This window comes from Streptomyces albiflavescens, from assembly GCF_014645835.1.
GTDB classification, from domain to species: Bacteria; Actinomycetota; Actinomycetes; order Streptomycetales; family Streptomycetaceae; genus Streptomyces; species Streptomyces albiflavescens.
The window spans coordinates 19,349-39,143 of the sequence record NZ_BMMM01000017.1; the positions used below are offsets into that span (position 1 = coordinate 19,349).

Annotated in this window: 17 protein-coding genes, 1 pseudogene and 1 riboswitch; of the genes and pseudogenes, 5 read left to right on the forward strand and 13 right to left on the reverse strand. The window is 71.1% G+C overall.

What is annotated here, in order from left to right:
• Window positions 1–33: 33 nt before the first annotated feature.
• The 4 genes from IEY95_RS36200 to IEY95_RS36215 form a co-directional block, all read right to left on the reverse strand.
• Window positions 34–519: a DUF5304 domain-containing protein gene (locus tag IEY95_RS36200; RefSeq protein WP_189190432.1), complete on the reverse strand. Its 486-nt coding sequence runs from the start codon at window positions 517–519 to the stop codon at window positions 34–36.
• 90 nt (window positions 520–609) lie between these two features.
• Window positions 610–1,779 (reverse strand): ArsA family ATPase, encoded by a 1,170-nt coding sequence (locus tag IEY95_RS36205; RefSeq protein ID WP_189190433.1) that lies wholly within the window; start codon window positions 1,777–1,779, stop codon window positions 610–612.
• A 189-nt stretch (window positions 1,780–1,968) separates the two neighbouring features.
• Entirely contained in the window at window positions 1,969–2,412 is a 444-nt protein-coding gene (locus tag IEY95_RS36210) for an SRPBCC family protein (RefSeq protein ID WP_189190434.1), read from the reverse strand.
• A gap of 125 nt (window positions 2,413–2,537) precedes the next feature.
• The gene (locus tag IEY95_RS36215; RefSeq protein ID WP_189190435.1) at window positions 2,538–3,335 is read right to left on the reverse strand and encodes a metallophosphoesterase family protein; all 798 of its coding nucleotides are present in this window, start codon (window positions 3,333–3,335) and stop codon (window positions 2,538–2,540) included.
• Between the two features lie 296 nt (window positions 3,336–3,631).
• On the opposite strand from IEY95_RS36215, the gene IEY95_RS36220 reads away from it, so the two are divergent.
• On the forward strand, window positions 3,632–5,428 hold the full coding sequence (locus IEY95_RS36220) for an AMP-dependent synthetase/ligase (RefSeq protein ID WP_189190436.1): 1,797 nt from the start codon (window positions 3,632–3,634) through the stop codon (window positions 5,426–5,428).
• Between the two features lie 171 nt (window positions 5,429–5,599).
• On the opposite strand, the gene IEY95_RS36225 is transcribed toward IEY95_RS36220, so the two are convergent.
• Window positions 5,600–6,742, reverse strand: a complete 1,143-nt coding sequence (locus tag IEY95_RS36225) for a glycosyltransferase family 4 protein (protein ID WP_189190437.1) — start codon at window positions 6,740–6,742, stop codon at window positions 5,600–5,602.
• Window positions 6,743–6,885: 143 nt separating this feature from the next.
• Here IEY95_RS36225 and IEY95_RS36230 point away from each other — a divergent pair, with 143 nt between their 5' ends.
• A complete protein-coding gene (locus IEY95_RS36230; RefSeq protein ID WP_189190614.1) occupies window positions 6,886–8,127 on the forward strand; it encodes a glycosyltransferase 87 family protein in 1,242 nt (413 codons plus the stop codon).
• Here IEY95_RS36230 and IEY95_RS36235 read toward each other — a convergent pair.
• On the reverse strand, window positions 8,088–9,398 hold the full coding sequence (locus IEY95_RS36235; RefSeq protein WP_189190438.1) for an MATE family efflux transporter: 1,311 nt from the start codon (window positions 9,396–9,398) through the stop codon (window positions 8,088–8,090). The two genes, IEY95_RS36230 and IEY95_RS36235, sit on opposite strands and share 40 nt — an antisense overlap.
• A gap of 118 nt (window positions 9,399–9,516) precedes the next feature.
• Here IEY95_RS36235 and IEY95_RS36240 point away from each other — a divergent pair, with 118 nt between their 5' ends.
• A complete protein-coding gene (locus tag IEY95_RS36240; protein ID WP_189190439.1) occupies window positions 9,517–10,047 on the forward strand; it encodes a PadR family transcriptional regulator in 531 nt (176 codons plus the stop codon).
• Between the two features lie 22 nt (window positions 10,048–10,069).
• Here IEY95_RS36240 and IEY95_RS36245 read toward each other — a convergent pair whose 3' ends face one another.
• The 5 genes from IEY95_RS36245 to IEY95_RS36265 form a co-directional block, all read right to left on the reverse strand.
• Window positions 10,070–11,266 carry a hypothetical protein gene (locus tag IEY95_RS36245; RefSeq protein WP_189190440.1) on the reverse strand — a complete coding sequence of 399 codons (1,197 nt, stop codon included), beginning with the start codon at window positions 11,264–11,266 and terminating at the stop codon, window positions 10,070–10,072.
• Between the two features lie 32 nt (window positions 11,267–11,298).
• Window positions 11,299–12,321, reverse strand: a complete 1,023-nt coding sequence (locus tag IEY95_RS36250) for a C40 family peptidase (RefSeq protein WP_189190441.1) — start codon at window positions 12,319–12,321, stop codon at window positions 11,299–11,301.
• Window positions 12,322–12,537: 216 nt separating this feature from the next.
• On the reverse strand, window positions 12,538–13,569 hold the full coding sequence (locus IEY95_RS36255) for a C40 family peptidase (RefSeq protein ID WP_189190442.1): 1,032 nt from the start codon (window positions 13,567–13,569) through the stop codon (window positions 12,538–12,540).
• A gap of 305 nt (window positions 13,570–13,874) precedes the next feature.
• Window positions 13,875–15,224, reverse strand: a complete 1,350-nt coding sequence (locus IEY95_RS36260; protein ID WP_189190443.1) for an NYN domain-containing protein — start codon at window positions 15,222–15,224, stop codon at window positions 13,875–13,877.
• A gap of 34 nt (window positions 15,225–15,258) precedes the next feature.
• Complete coding sequence (locus IEY95_RS36265) at window positions 15,259–15,498, reverse strand: hypothetical protein (RefSeq protein ID WP_037624014.1); 240 nt, start codon at window positions 15,496–15,498, stop codon at window positions 15,259–15,261.
• Between the two features lie 154 nt (window positions 15,499–15,652).
• On the opposite strand from IEY95_RS36265, the pseudogene IEY95_RS36270 reads away from it, so the two are divergent.
• Window positions 15,653–16,451: pseudogene (locus IEY95_RS36270) on the forward strand (rhomboid family intramembrane serine protease).
• Entirely contained in the window at window positions 16,448–16,729 is a 282-nt protein-coding gene (locus tag IEY95_RS36275; protein ID WP_189190445.1) for an Lrp/AsnC family transcriptional regulator, read from the forward strand. The pseudogene IEY95_RS36270 and the gene IEY95_RS36275 overlap by 4 nt, the downstream one beginning before the upstream one ends.
• Before the next feature lie 114 nt (window positions 16,730–16,843).
• Here the strand turns inward: IEY95_RS36275 and IEY95_RS36280 are convergent, their stop codons facing one another.
• The gene (locus IEY95_RS36280; RefSeq protein ID WP_189190446.1) at window positions 16,844–18,205 is read right to left on the reverse strand and encodes an aminotransferase class V-fold PLP-dependent enzyme; all 1,362 of its coding nucleotides are present in this window, start codon (window positions 18,203–18,205) and stop codon (window positions 16,844–16,846) included.
• A 190-nt stretch (window positions 18,206–18,395) separates the two neighbouring features.
• A riboswitch (SAM riboswitch) is annotated at window positions 18,396–18,512 on the reverse strand.
• 127 nt (window positions 18,513–18,639) lie between these two features.
• Entirely contained in the window at window positions 18,640–19,704 is a 1,065-nt protein-coding gene (gene trpD, locus IEY95_RS36285; RefSeq protein ID WP_189190447.1) for an anthranilate phosphoribosyltransferase, read from the reverse strand.
• Between the last annotated feature and the right edge of the window lie 91 nt (window positions 19,705–19,795).

The following is a 19,795-nucleotide window of genomic DNA, read 5'->3' on the forward strand; positions in this document are numbered from 1 at the left end:
GCCCCGCTACGGCCAACCGTACCCGAGGGGCCTTCAGTCCAAGTCGATGTGTTCCCCTGGACCGGTCCCCTCGTCGTGGGGGCCCTTGTCCCGGGTGGTCCAGCGTCGTTCCTGTGCCTCGACCGCCGAGCGATAGGCCGCGAGCAGCTCGGAGCCGGCGGCCGCGAGGTGGTCGAACACGTCCGGGTTGCGCTCGATCACCGGCTCGACGGCGGCCTTGGCCTGCTGCACGACCTGGTTGACCATCTGCTGGGCCGTGCCGGAGGCGACCGCGCCGAAGAGCGGCGAGTTGAGCCCGGACAGCTTGTCGGCGACGGCGTCGACGAGCTTGCGCAGCTCCTCGGCGGCCGAGCCCGGCGGTGTGCCGTACGCGGCGCGGCGGCGGGCCTTCTCCGCCGCGAGGTCCTCGGCACAGGCCTTCGCCCAGGCGTCGGCGTCGGTCGCGCGCGCCTCTTCGGCACGCACCTCGTCGCCCGCTTCCTCCTGAGCGGCGTCGGATGTGGGGCGCTCTTCGCTCATGGCGGACTCCTGCCTACGGTTCGTGCCTTCGACGTTACCCGAACGGGGTACACCGTTCAGCGTGTCCGCCCCGAGGAGGGGACGGCTCGGTCATCTTGTACGCGGCCACAGATCCGGATCCGGCGCGAAGCGGACCCTGAGCTCGCCCTCGCGCAGCGCGGCACCGGCCACGGTGCAGCGACGCAGGGCCGACGGGAGTGGAACGATACGGCGGAACTGCCCTGCCGTGACCACGAGTTCGTCGCCGCGCCGGATGAGGTCCAGTTCCTCGCGTATCGCGCCGGGCAGCGGGATGTGCCACACGAGCACGCCGTCGTCGGCGAGCTGGTCGATGACGGGCCACTCGACCGGGGTCGGTGCCTGGTTGACCCCGGGCACGGGCAGCGCGGCGAGATCGTGGATGCCGCGCGGGTCGTGGCCGAGGTGCGGGACCTCATGGAGTGCGTACGTCTCCTGCCACTCGTCCAGTGCCTTGCGCTGCTGGGCGGCGAGGGCCGCCAGCCAGGTGTCGTGCGTGGCGCCCGGCAGGACGCGGCTCGCGATCAGGGCGTCGACGGACAGGCCGCGCAGGGCGAGGGCCGTGGCGGCGGTGCGTACGGCGTCGGTGCCGGCCGGGCCCGGCTCGGCGACCAGTCGTACGGTCGTGGCGCGGTCCTCGACGACCGCCTCCACCGCGGCCAGCTCGATGTCCCAGCGCGCCGAGGTCTCGTACAGCCACTCCGCGGGCATCGGGACGCCCGCGAGCCGGCCGAGCACGGGGCGCAGGGCGCGAGCCGCCTGGCGCTCCGGCGGGAGCAGGCGGCGCAGATAGCGGCGGAGTTCCTCGGGGAGGGCGAGGAGGGCGAGGGCCTGGGGGGCCGGGGGGAGGTCCACGACCAGAAGGTCGTACCGCTCCGACATCGCCGCGTCGCGCAGGGCGCGCAGCAGAGCGAGTTCCTCGGCACCGGGGAGGGGGGTGACCTCCTCGGCGTCCAGGCGGGAGGCGCCGAGCAGGTCCAGGGCGGTCTGAGCGCGCTGCTGGAAGGCGGTGAGGTCCTCGCGGAAGCGGGCCGCGGCGTCGGGGCGCCAGGCGGTGAGGCCCGGGGCCGCCTCCACGGGGGTCGCGCCGGTGGGCACGCCGAGGGCGGCACCGAGGCTGTCCGTGCGGTCGGCGCCGAGCACCAGGGTGCGGGTGCCCTCGCGGGCCGCCTTCAGCGCGGTGGCCGCGGCGACCGTCGTACGGCCGGTGCCGCCTTGGCCGGTGATCAGGATGGTGCGCATGGGGGTGAACGGTACCGGTGCCGGCGGGGCGCCTCGGCGGGGCCGGGGTCCAGGCCATGGGCCGAGTACCCGGGGCCGGGGCTGGGGTGGGGTGGGCGTGACCGGCACCTGCGGGGTGCCGCTGTGCCCACCCGTGCCGCCGCCGGCGGACGCATGCCCGCAGCGGCGACGGGAGACCCCCTGCTTCTCCTACTTCTCCCCAGACTCCACGCGCTTCTTCAAGCCCGCCAGTGCCCGGTCGATGATGACCTTCTCGGCCTTGCGCTTGATCATGCCGAGCATGGGGATCTTGACGTCGACGGTCAGCTGGTAGGTGACCTCGGTGGCGCCGGCGCCCGCGGGCTTGAGGATGTAGGAGCCGTCCAGGGAGCGGAGCATCTGGGACTTGACCAGGGTCCAGGAGACCTCGTGGTCGCCGGTCCAGGTGTAGCCGAGGGTCTGGTCGTCCTTGATGGCGCCGGCGTCCATGACGAGGCGCACCTGCTCGGCGCGGCCCTGCTCGTCGGTGGCGAGTACCTCCGCCTCCTTCACCTCGCCGGTCCAGTCCGGGTAGCGGGCGAAGTCGGCGATCACCGCCATCACGTCTGCCGGTGCCGCCTCGATCGTGATGCTCGAGCTGGTGTGTTCCGCCATCGCCGTGGCTCCTCCAGATGCGGTCCGGTGAGGGAGGGTGGTGCGCACGTGTGTGCAGCGTGAAGGCTACCGCGCACCGAACGGCGTGCCGTCACCGCGTCCGGCCCGGGCGCGGGCCGGGACCGTCACCACTCCAGCGCCCACGGCCTTCCCGACCCCGCGAAGTGCCCCACGTTCACGCATTCCGTCGCCCCGATCCGCATCCTCGGCGCCAGCGGCTGGTGAACATGGCCGAAGAGCGAGTAGCGAGGGCGCGTGCGCCGGATCGCGTCCAGAAGTGCGCGGGAGCCGCGCTCGAAGCGGCGCGCCACCGTGTCGTACACCAGCTCCGGCACCTCCGGCGGAATGTGCGTGCACAGCACGTCGACCTCGCCGAGCGCCTCGATCTTGGCCGCGTACTCCTCGTCGCCGATCTCGTACGGCGTCCGCATGGGGGTCCTGAGGCCGCCGCCCACGAAGCCGAAGACCCAGCCGCCGATCTCCACGCGCTCGCCGTCGAGCACGGTCGTGCCGGGGCCTGCGTACTCCGGCCACAGGGTCGGCATGTCGACATTGCCGTAAGTCGCGTACGTCGGTGTCGGGAAGGCCGCGAACATCTCGGCGTACTGCTTGCGCACCGCCTTCTCGATGGCGGCGGCCCGGTCGGTGCCGATGCCGGACCACAGCCGGGCGCCGAACTCGCGCGCTTCCTCGTAGCGGCGGGCGGTGCGCAGCTCGACGATGCGGTCCGCGTTCTCCTTGCCGAACAGGTCCGGGAAGATACCGCGCGAGTGGTCGGCGTAGTCGAGGAAGAGGACCAGGTCACCGAGGCAGATCAGGGCGTCCGCGCCGTCACCGGCTCTGGCCAGGTCCCGGGCGTTGCCGTGCACGTCACTGACCACATGAACGCGCGTCCTCGGGTTACCGACCGGTGTGGGTGCCATGGCGATCAAGCGTAGGCCTGTGGGGCAAACGTGAATAGAGGTGGTCGGACCTGCGGTTACTGGCTAGTCAGGAAGGGCGTGGACTACTGTGCGCGAAGGAACGCCAATCTGTGTGACGCAGGGAACATCTCGCCGGGACCCCCTATCGAAACAGCCGTACCGGTGGGTAACGTCCGGGCCGTCCAGTCGTACTCAGGATTTCAACAAGTGATCTCTTGAGTACCTGCCCGAGCCTTGGACCGCACCGTCGCATCACACAGAGTCGTGGCGCCGGCGCCCTATGAGGAGCAGCAGTCTTGCGCGAGTTCAGCCTTCCGGCTTTGTACGAGGTCCCTGCAGACGGCAATCTGACCGACATCGTCCGCAGAAACGCCGCGCAGCATCCCGACGTAGCTGTCATCGCCCGCAAGGTGGGCGGTACGTGGACGGATGTCACCGCCACCACCTTCCTCGCCGAGGTGCGGGAAGCCGCCAAGGGCCTGATCGCCTCCGGTGTCCAGCCGGGCGACCGGGTCGGCCTGATGTCCCGTACCCGCTACGAGTGGACGCTGCTCGACTTCGCGATCTGGAGCGCGGGCGCGATCACCGTGCCGGTGTACGAGACCAGCTCCCCCGAGCAGGTGCAGTGGATCCTCGGCGACTCGGGCGCGACCGCCTGCATCGTCGAGCTGGACACGCACGCGGCCTCCGTGGAGTCGGTGCGCGACCGGCTGCCCGCCCTCAAGCACGTCTGGCAGATCGAGGCCGGCGGTGTGGAGGAGCTGGGACGCCTCGGCAAGGACGTCAGCGACGCCACCGTCGAGGAGCGCAGCTCGCTCGCCAAGGCCGACGACCCGGCGACCATCGTCTACACGAGCGGCACGACCGGCCGCCCCAAGGGCTGCGTTCTCACCCACCGCGCCTTCTTCGCGGAGTGCGGCAACATCGTGGAGCGGCTGCGCCCGCTCTTCCGCACGGGCGAGTGTTCCGTCCTGCTCTTCCTGCCGCTCGCGCACGTCTTCGGGCGGCTCGTGCAGGTCGCGCCGATGATGGCGCCGATCAAGCTGGGCTGTGTCCCGGACATCAAGAACCTCACCGACGAGCTGGCCGCGTTCCGGCCGACGCTGATCCTCGGTGTGCCGCGCGTCTTCGAGAAGGTCTACAACTCGGCGCGCGCCAAGGCGCAGGCGGACGGCAAGGGCAAGATCTTCGACAAGGCGGCGGACACGGCGATCGCGTACAGCCGCGCCCTGGACACCCCCTCCGGCCCGTCGCTCGGCCTGAAGATCAAGTACAAGACCTTCGACAAGCTCGTCTACAGCAAGCTGCGCGCGGTGCTGGGCGGTCGCGGCGAGTACGCGATCTCCGGCGGCGCCCCGCTCGGCGAGCGGCTCGGCCACTTCTTCCGCGGCATCGGCTTCACGGTCCTGGAGGGCTACGGCCTGACCGAGTCCTGCGCCGCCACCGCCTTCAACCCCTGGGACCGTACGAAGATCGGCACGGTCGGCCAGCCGCTGCCCGGTTCCGTGATCCGCATCGCGGACGACGGCGAGGTGCTGCTGCACGGCGAGCACCTGTTCCAGGGGTACTGGAACAACGAGGCCGCGACCGCCGAGGCCCTCGCCGACGGCTGGTTCCACACCGGCGACATCGGCACCCTCGACGAGGACGGCTACCTCCGCATCACCGGCCGCAAGAAGGAGATCATCGTCACCGCGGGCGGCAAGAACGTCGCCCCGGCCGTGATCGAGGACCGCATCCGCGCGCACGCGCTGGTCGCGGAGTGCATGGTGGTCGGCGACGGGCGCCCGTTCGTCGGCGCACTGGTCACCATCGACGAGGAGTTCCTGGGCCGCTGGGCCGAGGAGCACGGGAAGCCGGCCGGCTCGACCGCGGCGTCGCTGCGCGAGGACGCGGATCTGATCGCCGCGATCCAGGACGCGATCGACGACGGCAACGCGGCGGTGTCCAAGGCGGAGTCGGTCCGCAAGTTCCGCATCCTCGCCTCCCAGTTCACCGAGGAGTCGGGGCACATCACGCCGTCGCTGAAGCTCAAGCGCAGTGTGGTGGCCAAGGACTACGCCGGCGAGATCGAGGCGATTTATCGGGGCTGATGCCCCAGCGGCCGGCCTCCCGCCCTAGCGGCGGGGGCATCAGCTCTGCCGACCGGCCGTGCGTGGTTGATCGCGCGGTTCCTCGCGCCCCTGACGGGGCGGGGAACCGCGCGGTCGGCCCACGACAACCCGCGATCGCCGAAAGCCCCGAAGCGGCACCCCACCTGACGGCTAGAGCAGCTCCTTCAGGCGCTCCGCCAGCAGGTCCCAGCGCCACTTCTCCTCCACCCACTCGCGCCCCCGCTCCCCCATCCGGCGGCGCAGCTCGGAGTCTCCGAGGAGGGTGATGATGCGGTCGGCCGACTCATCGGGCGACCCGCCGCGTACCACCCAGCCGGTCTCACCGTCGAGGACGGCGTCCGGCGCCCCACCCGAGTCGCCGGCGACAACGGGCAGCCCGGTCGCGGACGCCTCCAGGTACACGATCCCGAGCCCCTCCACGTCGAGGCCGCCCCGGCGCGTCCGGCAGGGCATCGCGAACACATCACCCGCGCCGTAGTGCGCGGGCAGCTCCGACCAGGGCACCGCCCCGGTGAAGCGGACGGACTGAGCGACCCCGGTGTCGTACGCAAGCGTGCGCAGCTCCTTCTCGTACGCCCCGCCGCCGACGATCAGCAGCACCGCGTCCGGCTCCTTGGCCAGGATGCGCGGCATGGCGAGGATCAAGGTGTCCTGGCCCTTGCGCGGGACCAGGCGGGAGACGCAGACCACCACCGGGCGATCCGTCAGGCCGAGGCGGGCGCGGATCCCGTCACCGCCGGAGCCGGGGTGGAAGGTCCTCTCGTCGACGCCGGGCGGCAGTTGGACCATGCGGGACACGGCCTCGGGGGTCAGCGCGGAGGCGATCCGCGAGCGCGTGTACTCCCCGAGATACGTGATCGTGTCCGTGGACTCGCCGATGCGGCGCAGCAGCCCGCGCGCGGCCGGCAGTTGGGCCCAGCCGGCCTCATGGCCGTGCGTGGTCGCCACAAGGCGTCGCGCGCCCGCCCGGCGCAGCGCGGGCGCCATCAGGCCGAGCGGTGCCGCCGCCCCGAACCACACGGATGTACAGCCGTGTTCGCGCAGCAGCCCCACGGCACGCCGGGTGGCGCCCGGAGTCGGCAGCAGCATCGTCGTGCGGTCCCGTACGACGGTGAAGGGCTGCTCGGCGTCGAAGGCGGCGGTCGCCTCGGCGCCCTCACGGCCACGCTTCCATGTGGAGGCGTAGACGACGAGCTGCTCGGGGTCCAGGCGCAGCGCCATGTTGTGCAGGAACGCCTGGATGCCGCCGGGGCGGGGCGGGAAGTCGTTCGTCACGATCAGGGTCTTGTGCATCGTGTTCGACAGTATCGAACCTATACTCACAGGTCGGCACGGCCGTGCTTGATGGCTCGCGCACAGGGCGGAGCGCCATCATGGCTCCGCAGAAACACGGCAGCGAAGCACATGGGTTCGGGACGGACGAGGGCCAGGTGGGGATGACGGGCGCAAGGGGGGCCAGGTTCCCGTTCGGACTGCTCGCGCTCATGACAACCTGGGGCCTGACCAGGCTGGTGCTGCTGCTCTTCGTCTACAAGGTCTATGTCTTCCCCGGCCCGGACGTCACGAGCGACGTCTCCGTGATCTACCAGGGCTGGTACGAGGTCCTGCGACACGGCACCTTCCCGCTCGACGACGTCACCTGGCAGTACCCGCCGGCCGCCGCGCTCCCGATCCTCTCCCCCGCCCTGCTGCCCTTCCTCGACTACGCGCATGCCTTCTACCTGCTGGCCTTCCTCGCCGACTTCGTGGTGTTCGGGCTGCTCCAGTACGCGGGCCGGCGCTCCGGCAGGACCATGCGCGGCGCCTGGGTGTGGGTGATCGGCGTACCGCTGCTCGGGCCGACCGTGTACGCCCGCTACGACGTGATGGTGACGGCCGTAGCGGTCGCGGCGCTGCTCGCGGGGGCCCGCCATCCGCGGGTGATGGGGGTGCTGGTGGGCTTCGGCGCGATGCTGAAGGTGTGGCCGGTGCTGCTGCTCGTCGGGGCCGTCCGGCGTCGCGCGTGGGCCGCGGCGGCGGTGACCGCCGGGGGGATCGCGGTGCTCTTCGCCATGGCGATGCCCGGCGCCTTCTCCTTCCTGACCTTCCAGCGCAACCGCGGCACCGAGGTGGAGTCGCTCGGCTCCCTCGTCTTCCACGTGGCCCGGCAGCACGGCTGGAACGGCCAGGTGCTGCTCAATTACGGCTCCGTGGAGTTCCTCGGCCCGTACGTCGATGTGGTGAGCACGGCGGCCCTGGTGCTCACCGCGGTCGCCCTCGGCTGGCTGCTGCTGTGGCGGCTGTGCGCCAAGCGGTTCCTGCCGCACACGCTCGCCGACGCCGCGTTCGTGGGCGTGCTGATGTTCACGACCACCAGCCGGGTCATCAGCCCGCAGTACATGGTCTGGCTGGTCGGGCTCGCCGCGGTCTGCCTGTGCTTCCGCGGCAGCCGGATGACCCTGTCCGTCGTTCTGGTGCTGGCCGCGTGCTTCGTGACCGTCCTGGAGTTCCCGCTCTGGTTCTCGCACGTCGTGTCCAGCGACACGCTCGGCGTCACCCTCCTCTTCGCGCGCAACGGCCTTCTGGTGATCGCCACGCTGCTCGCCGCCCTGGAGCTGTGGCGGGGCACGATCTCCGAACCGGCCGCGGTACTCCCCTCTCAGGCCACCCGCGCGAAGGAGCGCCTGGCGTCCTCGTGACGCCGGGCCCACACGACAAGCGCGGCGCACTGCACCGCCATGGACAGCGCCAGCGCGAGGCAGATCCCGGGCAGCCCGAGCCCCGACAGGGCAAGGGCGAGCGGGAGTTGGACCGCCGTACCGACCACGGTCACCCGTAGCAGCAGCGACGCTCCCCCGCTCCCGTCGAAGACCCCGCCGAGCGCGATGAAGCACGCCATCAGCAACAGGTAGGGCCCGACGCAACGCAGGAACAGCACACCCTCGTGCGCGACCCCCGGTCCGGCGCCGAAGGCACGCATGATCCACGGGGCGAGGAGACCGAGCAGCGAGGCGGCGAGCACGCCAACCGTTGCGGAGACGAGCACGGCCTGCCGCCCGATGGCGCCCCGCTCGTCCCCGCCGGCGCCCCGCGTGTGCGCGGTGTGGATCGCGGCGGCCTGCCGTACCGAGTAGAACGCCATGGTCGCGACGTACATGACCTTGTACGCGATGGAGTACCCGGCCACGGCCGTCACGCCGAGCCGAGCCACGATCGCGACCAGGACCAGCGCTCCGCCCTGCCGCACGGTGAAGTCGGCGGACATCGGCAGCCCGGTGGTGAGGGTCCGCCGCAGTGCCGCACCGGTGGCCTCCGAGGGCAGGACGACCGCCGCCTCCCGCAGCAGCGCGTTCCTGCGCAGTGCGCGCAGCCCCACGGCCAGGGCCGCACAGCGGCACAGCACCGTGGAGGCAGCGGCGCCCTCGACGCCGTACGCATGGATGAGCAGCGGGTCGAGCCCGAGGATCAGGCCGTTGGCCAGCAGGGCGAGGCGCATCGGCGTGCGGGTGTCACCGGTGCCCTTCAGGATCCCGTCGACGAGGTTCTGGGCGAAGAAGACGGCGATGCCCGGCAGGGAGATCGCGAAGTAGGTGACGGCGAGCGACAGGGCGCGCCCGTCGCCGCCCAGCACGAGCCGGGCCAGCGGCTCGCGCAGCAGATACCCGCCCACGGCGACCACCGGAGTGACCGCCGCGCACAGCGCCCATCCTCCGCGTACGGCCGCCCGGACCGCCCCGGGATCCCGTGCGCCCCTGGCGTGCGAGACCAGGACGGTCGTCCCGGAGGCGAAGACCAGGGCGACGCCGAGGAGCACGTTCTCGGTGTTGGTCGCGACGGCGACGGCGGCCACGGCGGCTCCGCCGAGGCGGGAGACCCAGACGGTGTTGATGATCCCGGCGGCGACGGAGGCGAGCAGAGAGAAGTAGACGGGGTGGGCGAGAGATATGAGCTGTTTTCGGTGGGCGTTCACGCATGACTCCCCAGGCACGAGTTCCACGACTGCCTCGCTTTGGATTACCTCGATTCGAGGTAGCTCGATAAGAGGTACCATGCGGTCAAGAGACCCGCAACCGCCACGGAGCCGCCGCATGCTGGAGCTGTCGATCCTCGGTTTCCTCTTCGAAGAGCCCCTGCACGGCTACGAGTTGAAGGAGCGCATCAAGGCCCTCAGCGGCCACGTCCGCCCGGTCAGCGACGGCGCGCTCTACCCCGCGATCACCCGCCTGGTCGCCGCGGGCAAGCTCGACCAGCACACCGAGCCGGGCAGCAGCGCGGCCCCGCGCCGCATCCTGTCGCTCACCGACAAGGGCCGCGAGGAGCTCCTGGAGCGGCTGCGCCACCCCAAGCAGGCCGAGATCACCGACCACGTGCGCTTCAACACGCTGCTGGCGTTCCTGCGCCACCTCCCCGACCCCCGGGAGCAGGCCGCGGTGCTACGCCGCCGCCAGGAGTTCCTGGACACGCCCGCGAGCTTCTTCTACCGGGACGGCAAGCCCGTACGGGCGGAGGAGACGGACGACCTCTTCCGGCAGGGCATGCTGCGGGTCGCACGGGCGACGGGCGAGGCGGAGCGGAAGTGGCTCACGGAAGCGATCGCCCAGCTCGATCAGCGGAGTTGATCCCTGCCCCTGTACAGCAGAATCAGCCGAGTTGAGCCCGGAGGTAGTCCCGCCACTGCGCGGTGAACTTCTCCGGCGTCGTGTGCAGCACGTCCCGCAGCGCGCCCTCGACTGCCCCGGCCCGCTTCTGGTGGTCGCCCACCGCCCGGTAGAAGTCGTTCAGCCGGACCTCGCCCCAGCGGTCGGCGATCAGCCGGCAGGCCATCCAGCCGCCCTCGTACGCCCGCGCCAGCCGCGCCGCGTCCCCGGAGAAGCCGAAGTCCTTGTCGTCCGGCAGCGCGGCCGGGACATGTCCGTCCACGACGGCACGCTCCAGCTCCGGCGCGACCTGCGCGGCCGTCCGCCCGCTGCCGCGGTAGCCGACCCAGTCCGCGTAGCCCTCGGAGAGCCACAGGGGCGTGCCGGCCGAAGTGTGGTTCCGGGTGGCGACATGCGTTGCCTCGTGCGTGAGCACGACCTGTTTGCCGAAGTCGCCCAGGACGCCGTAGGCGTCGGGGTTGACGATGATCCGGTCCGCGGGCGCCCGCGCCGAGCCACCCGCCTCGCCTGTGGTGACCGCCGCGATCCCCCGGTAGCCGGACGCCGGCGCCCCGAGCAACCCGGCCATGCCCTCCAGCGACTTCGGCACGAGCACGACGAGATGCCCCGACCAGTCCGTGCCCCACGCCTCCGACACGGCGGGCACGGCGCGGTCCGCGAGATCCGCGAACGCGCGCAGACGCTCACCGGTCTGCCCGACCCCCAGGACGAGGCTGTGCTCACCCCGTACGGCCGTCACGGCGCCCTGCTCCCACAGCTGCTCACTGGCCTTCTCGGCGGGCTCGTCGGAGGCGACGTGCCAGGTCCCCGCGCTACGGGTCAGGCGGAGAGCGCGGGCCGCGGTGACGGGCGCGGCGTCGTAGCCCTTGATGCGGTAGCGCAGCTCCGCGTCGGCCGTGGCCCGATCGCCCGAGCGGTGCAGGGAGGTGAGGTGGTACGACCAGGACGCCAGCGGGAGTTCGCGCAGATTCCCGAACTCGGCGTCGGTGCCGGCCGCCGGCCCGGTGGCCCGGTACGCCGACTCGTCCCGGTCGAGGACCGCCGTCGCCCGCTTGTCGAGCACGCGCTGCACCTCGGTCGTCACGGTGTCCGACGAGGCCCGGCCACCGCAGCCGACGAGCACGGCGAGCAGCAGCACCAGGGAGAGTCCCGCTCTCGACGCACGCCTTCGACCAGCCACGTTCCCGATCGTACGGCGGCTTCGCCCAGGGGTCAGACCCGCGTCACGGACGAGATCGGCATCATGCCCACCGGGTCGTAGCGGACCGGAGCGCCCGGGTAGGGCGCGTGGATCACCTGACCGTTGCCCATGTACATCGCGATGTGGCTCGCGTCCGAGCGGTAGGCGATCAGGTCGCCGGGTCGCGCCTGGGAGAGCGGTACCTGGTGTCCGGCGTACCGCTGGGCCTGCGAGGTGCGCGGCAGACCGACTCCGGCCTGCGCGTACGACCACTGCATGAGGCCGGAACAGTCGAAGCCTCCCGGCCCGTTGGCACCCCACACATACGGCCGGCCTAGCACCGAGCGGGCCGCGGCGACGGCGGCGGCCGCACGGGCCGAGGACGGGACGGCGCCCCCGAGGTCGGGCATGTCGGCGCGTCCGGAACGCGAGGCCCGGTCGTAGGCGGCGCGCACGGCGTCCGGCAGCGAGTTGAGCAGCTGCCGCGCCTTGGCGAGTTTCCGCTCGACGGTTCGCTTGTTCTGGGCGACGGCCTTGCGGCTGCGCTCCAGGTCGGCGAGCTTGCCGGCGGCCTCCTCGCGTTTCTGGGCGAGGTCGCGCATGGCGATCTGGAGGTCCTTGAGTTCACCGGCCTGGTGCGCGGTGATCCGGTCCAGGGCGGCGGCCCTGTCGAGGTAGTCGGCCGGGTCGTCGGAGAACAGCAGCGCGAGGGAGGGATCAAGGCCGCCGGAGCGGTACTGGGCCCCGGCGAGCGAACCGAGAGCATCCCGCATGGTGTTGATGCGCTCCTGCTGCCGGGCGATCTCGTCCTGTGCCGTGCCGACTTCCTCGCGCAGCGAGTCGGCGCGCTCGTCGGCCTTGTTGTACGCCTCGGTGGCCTTCTCCGCCTGTGCGTACAGGCGGTCCACCTCGGCCCGGGTGTCGTCCTGCGGTGCTGCGGCGGCCGGCAGGGCGCCGAGTGCCGCTGCCGTGGCGGACATCACGCAGACGGCGAAACCGGCGGCGCCGGCGCCCCGGTCGAAGCCGGACGGTGCAAGGCGGCGATGGGACCCCACGAGTAGCCGCTCTCCCTTCCGCTGACGGTCCCCCGGAGTTGGGGGAAACGCGCCAGACAGTAGCCCTGCGACTACGCACCGGCCAAAGTCCCCTGGAGGCGCACAACGTGACGCCCCGCCGGAGACGCAGGTCACCGACGGGGCGTGGGGTCAGCGGAAGCTGCCGCAATTCGCCCGTTTGGGCGGTGCGGCGAGGGCCGGCTCAGCGGGCGTGCGTCAGATCCGGACGCCGAACTGGAAGGGCATGTTGCCGATCGACTCGTAGCGGACGACCGCACCGGTGTGCGGGGCGTGCAGCACCTGGCCGTTGCCCGCGTACAGACCGACGTGATGGAGGTCGCCGTAGAACATGACGAGGTCACCGACCTGCAGAGCGCTCTGCGAGTAGATGCGCGTACCGGCGTTGGCCTGGGCCTCCGAGGTGCGCGGTATGGAGACACCGGCCTGGGCGTACGCCCATGAGGTGAGGCCCGAGCAGTCGAAGGAGCTGGGACCGGAGGCGCCGTAGACGTACGGCGAGCCGATCTTGCTCTGCGCGGCGGAGAAGGCGGCCCCGGCGCGCCCAGAGCCCTTGCTGTTGCCGAGGTCGACGCGCTCGCTGGCCCGGGTGGCGCGCTCCTGCTCGGCGGCCGCGAGCGCCGCCTTCTCCTGGGCCGTCAGGGTGTTGAGGAGCTTCTGGGCCGAGCCGAGCTTGGCCTGGACTTCCTTCTTCTTCTTGGCCAGCTCCGCCCGGGTGTCGGCGAGGTCCTTGAGCTTGTCGGAGGCTTCCTTGCGCTGCTGGGCGAGCGAACGCTGCTTCTCCTGGACCTTCTTGAGCGCCTCGACCTGCTGAGCGCTCAGCTGGTCCATCGTGGACGCCTTGTCGAGGTAGGTGTCCGGGTCGGAGGAGAGGAAGAGAGCCACGGAGGGGTCGATGCCTCCGGTGCGGTACTGGGCACTGGCCATCGAACCGAGGCCGTCGCGGAGCTCGTTGAGCTCCTCCTGGCCGCGGGCGACGTTGTCCTGCAGGGCGCTGATTTCCTTCTGCAGCTTCGCCTGCTTCTCCTTGGCCCCGTCGAGCTTCTCGGTGGCCTTCTCGGCCTCCTCGTAGAGCTTGTCGACCTTGGCCTTGACCTCGTCCTTGCTCGGCTTCTCGCTCGGCGCGGCGTTGGCGACGTTCGCGCTGAGGGCCACGGCAGCGGCGGCGGCGGTGGTGAGCACGGTCACACGGGTGCGGCTCGGCTGCTTGGGTCGACGGTGGGACGCCACGAAGGCGAGCTCCTTCTTCCTCCAGCCGCCTGCCGAATGCGCCGACGGGCGGTGCCCCTCCGCCGTCACTCCCAATGAGTGATCACCCGAGCGGAGGTTCGAGGCCTGACCCTAGTGACCTTCCTGTGATCAGTTCAAATCCTCATCGGAAAAATCTCGGTCACCGAGCGCATTCTTTGCCGACAACTCACATGCAGTAATGCGCGCCTGACACTACGTTGCGTGAAGGTTTCGCCAATTCGGGCATCTCGCCCGGACGTTACGCATGGGACTTACGTTGCCTATGAGGCGTACAGCCCAGATGGTCAACCGCGCGAAAAGCGCTTGAGAAGCACCACCGAGGCGACCGGCCGCGCACCCGCCTTGGCGATGCCGTCGGCCACCTCGCGGTCGGTGGAGACCACGATGACCGGCCGCCCGGGGGGCTCGGCGCGGACCAGCTGACGGATCAACTCGTCAGCGGTGACACCGGCCTTGGAGAACAGCACCCGCACCCCGCGCGGCGGCGCGAGGAGCACGGGAGCGGCCAGCTCGGCCCCGTCGAAGACACACGTCACCTCGGCGCCGGTCTGCGCGGCGAGCTGCGAGAGCTGCCCCAGCAGCCTCAGGCGCTGCTTCTCCAGCGGCATCTGCGGATAGCCGGTCTTGGTGACGTTGTAGCCGTCGACCACCAAATGCGCCTGCGGCAGCGCGAGCAGTTGGTCGAGGATCGCCGGGTCATGTTCGGACAGGGCGCGGGCGGCGATGTCTTTTGGTGTCATCCGTCCCGGTTCGACCGCATCGACGGTCTCCGCAGGCCGCACCGACACAGGCGGCAGGGCGAGTTCGCGCCGCAGCCCCTGAGTGGCCTCCAGCACGGTGTCGAGCAGCAGCCGCACTCGCATGTCCTCGACACTGCGGCCCTCGCGCGCCGCCCGCCGGGTCGCCTCCAGGGCCGCCTCGGCCTCCCCCAGGCGCGCCTTGAGCCGCCGGGTCTCGCTCTCGGCGGCGGAGACCTGAACCTGCCCCTCCGCCCGTACGGCGTCCATCTCGGCCTGGAGCTTGCGCAGCGCCGCCTCACCGCGCTTGACGTCACTGAGGGCGCCGCGCAGTTTGCGGTGAAGCGACTCGGCTTCCTTCTTCGCCGACTCCAGCTCCGTGCGCAGCCGTTCGGTCTCGACCTTCGTCTGGCCGCGGGCCTCCGCGAGCTCCTCGCGCAGCCGCTCCAGCTCGGCCCGGCTCTCCTCGCCGGCCCGCTCGGCGTCCGCCCGCAGGGCCTCCTCGCCCGCGGCGGTCACCAGCTTCACCCAGCCCGCGGGGCGCAGCACATAGGCCGCGGCCGCCACGTCCAGCGGATCCGCGGCCGGGGGCGGCGCGAGCGAGTCGAGGGCTCCGGCGAGCTCCGGTTGAGCCTCTCTCAGCTTCTCGGCGATGCGCTGCCTGAAGAGCGGGTCGGTCTCCAGGGCCGCGGCCATGGCGTTACCGGCGAACTTGGCCCGGCGATTGGGGGTGAACCGGGCGTACTGCCGCAATTGGGCAGGAAGTTCAGCGACGGTCAACCCACCGAACCCGTCGGAAACGATCTGTACGACTCTTCTCCGCACACCATCGGGCAGCGGACGATCGAGCACCTCAGCGGTGCCGTCGTCCGGCTCCCCGCCTGTGGTCTCCACCATCCGTCACCCCAATATCTGTGCGGGGCCCGCTCCCTCAGGAGCCGGCGCCCGGCCTGTCCACGAGTTCCACCTGGTCCACGGCGTTGCACCAGCGGCAGCGGACCGACTCGATGGTCTCACTGACCACCTCGCGCTCCTCGACCTTCGGCTCTCCGGCCAGGTCGAGATGCACATACTCGACGACCTTCGAGGAGCGGGTCACGTCAAAACGCGTGAGGTTGCCGCAGAGCGTGCAGCGCCAGCGAGTCTTGGCGTCCGGCAGGGGAACCGTCATGTGGCAGTCGCTTTCCTTCTAGTGTCCGTCCAGCGCCAGTCTCCCTGGTGCGTGTGGCTCGTAACCCTACGGCCTGGCGGGTACCCGACGCTCGGCCGTCCACGGCGGCGAGGCGATCTGTCGGCATGCCTCCCGTTACGCCATGCTCTGCACCATGATCAGCAACTGGAGTACGACGGTCGGCAGAGCGATTCGAGGACACTCGGCGCCGGTGACCTACGGCCTGATCGCCCTGTGCTGCCTGATCTTCGTGATCGGCCCGGCGGCGGGCTTCAACCCGACGTACGGCACCGGGGACGAACTGCTGGTCGCCCAGCGGGCCTACTTCCGGCGCTGGGGCGTCGTGCCCACCGAGCTCTTCGACGGCGCGCCCCGCGCGGCGCTCACCCCTGCCACCGCCCTGTTCATCCACGGCAGCTGGCTCCACCTCCTGGGCAACATGCTGTTCTTCTACGTCTTCGGGGCGATGGCCGAGGAACGCATGGGCCACGTGGAATTCGCCCTCTTCTACGTGGGCTGCGGTTACCTCGCCCTGCTCGGCTACGCGGCCGCCAACGCCGAGTCGCCGCAGTCCCTGGTCGGCGCCTCCGGGGCGATCTCCGCGGTCCTCGGCGCGTTCCTGTACCTGTTCCCCAAGGCCCGGGTGACCAGTCTCTTCCCGTTCCTCTTCTTCCTGCCGCTGCGCTTTCCCGCCTGGGTGGTGCTGCCGTTCTGGGCGGCCCTGCAGTGGCTCGCGGCCGGTCGCAGCACCTCGGGCCCCGGGGTGGCCTATCTGGCCCATCTGGTGGGCTTCTCCCTGGGGTTCGTCTACGCCTGGGTCCGATTCGGCCGTACGACCGCTACGCCTTCTCGGGGGGCAACCGCCGGACCCCCGGCAGAACAACCGGGCCAGCTGGACCGCGAGTAGGGTGAGAGCCTCAGCAGCGGCCCCCGAGGGAGAGAACCAGCCGTGATCACCGCGATCGTCCTCATCAAGACCAGCGTGGACCGGATCCCCGAGATCGCCGAGTCGATCGCCGCGCTGGACAGCGTCAGCGAGGTCTTCTCCGTCACCGGTACGTACGACTTGATCGCCATGGTCCGGGTGAAGGAGCACGAGGACCTGGCGGACGTCATCCCCGGCCGCATCAGCAAGATCCCGGGCGTCGAGGCGACGGACACGCACGTGGCGTTCCGTACGTACTCACAGCACGACCTGGAAGCGGCGTTCGCCATCGGCCTGGACGGCTAGGGGGTTTCTGGGGGCTGCGCCCCCGTAGGGGCGGGGCACCGCGCGACCGGCCCCCACCGGCCCGCAGCCGAAAGACAGATACGGGACAGGTAGGGGCGGCGGGGCGAGAGACCCTCAGACGGCCGGGACGCAGCGGCCGTCCTCCGTGCGGTACTGCCACTGCGCACCGTCCCGGACCAGTTCCTTCACGGCTCGCACGAAGCGCTCCACGTGCTCGTCTGGCGTCCCCGCCCCGAAGCTGACCCGGATGGCGTTGAGGGACTTCTCGCCGGGCGCGGCCTCGGGCGCACCGCACTCGCCCTGGGCCTGCGGATCGCTGCCGAGGAGCGTGCGCACCAGCGGGTGGGCGCAGAAGAGACCGTCGCGCACGCCGATGCCGTACTCGGCGGAGAGCGCGGCGGCGAAGTGCGAGCTGTTCCACCCCTCGACGACGAAGGAGATCACGCCGACGCGCGGGGCGTCGTCGCCGAAGAGGGAGAGGACTCGCACTTCGGGTACCTCGGCGAGCCCCGCGCGGACCGTGTCGATCAGGTGCCGCTCACGGGCGACCAGCGTGTCGAACCCGGCCTCGGTCAGCGCCTTGCAGGCAGAGGCGATCGAGTAGGCGCCGATGACGTTCGGAGACCCGGCCTCATGACGGGCGGCGCTCTCGTGCCACTCCACGTCCACTCCCCCGTCCTCGCGCCGGCTGACCTTGCGGCTGGCACCGCCGCCCGCCAGGTACGGCTCGGCCTCGCGCAGCCAGTCGGAGCGGCCTGCCAGGACGCCGGACCCGAAGGGCGCGTACAGCTTGTGACCGGAGAACGCGACCCAGTCCACGTCCAGGTCACGGACGGACACCGGGTGGTGCGGGGCCAGCTGCGCGGCGTCGAGGACGATGCGCGCGCCGTGCGCGTGGGCGGCCGCGGCGAGCTCACGCACCGGCCACAGTTCGCCGGTGACGTTGGACGCGCCCGTGACACAGACCAGCGCCGGACCGTACGGATCCCGGTCCGCGAGCGCGCGCTCCAGGGTCGCGACGGCCTCACCCGGCGTGCGCGGGGCGTTCAGGTACGTCACCCGGGCGTCCCGCCAGGGCAGCAGCGAGGCGTGGTGCTCGGTCTCGAAGACGAAGACCTGGCATGCGGCCGGAAGGGTGGCGGCGAGCAGGTTGAGCGAGTCGGTGGTGGAGCGGGTGAAGACGACCTGGTCGCCGTCCCGGCAGTCGAGGAAATCGGCGACGGTCCTGCGGGCGTTCTCGAAGAGGTCGGTGGACAGCTGCGAGAGGTAGCCGGCGCCGCGGTGGACGCTGCCGTAGTACGGGGCGTACGCGGCCACGTCGTCCCACACCCGCTGCAGGGCCGGGGCGCTGGCGGCGTAGTCGAGGGCGGCGTAGGTGACCTCGCCACCGGTGACGAGCGGGACGGTGACATCTCGGCCCAGAACGGGCAGCGGGGCACAAACGGTCTGGTCGGCGGCAGCAATGGAGACAGACATGGCGAGCTCCTGTGAGAGGCGCGGGGAATCACCGCGCGAGCGGGTACACGGAGGTACGGCTCAGCGCGGGAAAGGGTGAAAAGGGGTATGCGGAGGCGGGGCTCTACGCCCTATCGCATTCGCTTGCTCACAGAAGGCTCCCTCGAACGACCAGGACCCCTGGGCTGTATCCACTCAAAAGAGGGCGAGGGGTCCGCGCTTGCCGTAGACCTCGCTGCCTACGGCCTGGTCTTCACCCGGGGCACCCCGCCACGGACGGAGGGTTGCCGGACAGTCGGCCGGGGCCTCATGACTGTCGCTCATGACCTGGTACAGCATCTTGCCAGAAGATCTTCGACGCGCAAGGCGCAGTCCGGATCCTGGACTGCGCCTTGCATCACAGCGCGCGGCCCGCGGGCCGACCAGCACGCACGGCCCGCGAGCCGACGTACGGCTCAGGCGTTGCTGGCCGCCACCCACCGGTCGAGCGTCTTCTTCGCGGCGCCCGAGTCGATGGCCTGTGCCGCCTTCTCCATTCCGGCGCGGAGCTGCTCCGGGAGCGGTCCCTCGCCCGGCGACAGGGCCACCAGGGCCGCCGCCGCGTTGAGCAGCACCGCGTCCCGTACGGGCCCGGTCTCGCCGTTCAGCAGGCGACGGGCGACATCCGCGTTGTACGAGGCGTCGGCGCCACGCAGGGCCTCCACCGGGACGAGGTCGATGCCGACGTCGCGCGGGTCGAAGCGCTCCTCGGTCACCTTGCCGTCGCGGACGACCCAGACCCTGGAGGTCGAGGTGGTCGTCAGCTCGTCGAGGCCGTCGTCGCCGCGGAAGACCAGCGAGGAGTTCCCGCGCTCGGCGAAGACACCCGCCACGATCGGCGCCATCCGCGGATCCGCGACACCCACCGCCTGCGCCTTCACCCGCGCGGGGTTGGTGAGCGGACCGAGGACATTGAACGTCGTCCGGATCCCCAACTGGCCGCGCGCCGCCGCCACATGACGCAGCGCCGGATGGAACTTCACCGCGAAGCAGAAGGTGATCCCGGCCTCCTCGGCCACCTCTACGACCCGCGTCAGCGGCAGCTCGAGGTTGACACCGAGCTTCTCCAGGACGTCCGAGGAGCCGGACGCCGAGGACGCGGCCCGGTTGCCGTGCTTGACGACCTTGGCGCCGGTCCCGGCGACCACGATCGCCGACATGGTGGAGATATTGACGGTCTTCGCGCCGTCGCCGCCCGTACCGACGATGTCGACGGTCGGTCCCGGCACCTCGATCACATTCGCGTGCTCGTACATCGTCCGGACGAGTCCGGTGATCTCCTCGACGGTCTCGCCCTTGGCCCGCAGCGCCACCACGAACCCGGCGATCTGGGCGTCGGTCGCCTCGCCGCGCAGGATGCGGTCCATCGCCCAGGCGGTGTCGTCCGCACTCTGGTCACGTCCGTCGAGGAGGCCGTTCAGTACCACGGGCCAGGAACGGCCCGCCGCGATGTCGCCTCCAGCGGGGTTCACAGCGCTCATAAGCCGCTCCTGGGTCCGTCCCGGAAAGGGACTCCTGTAGATAGGAACACCCTATCCAGCCCGGGGGACGGCAAAGAGCCCCCGTCCAGGC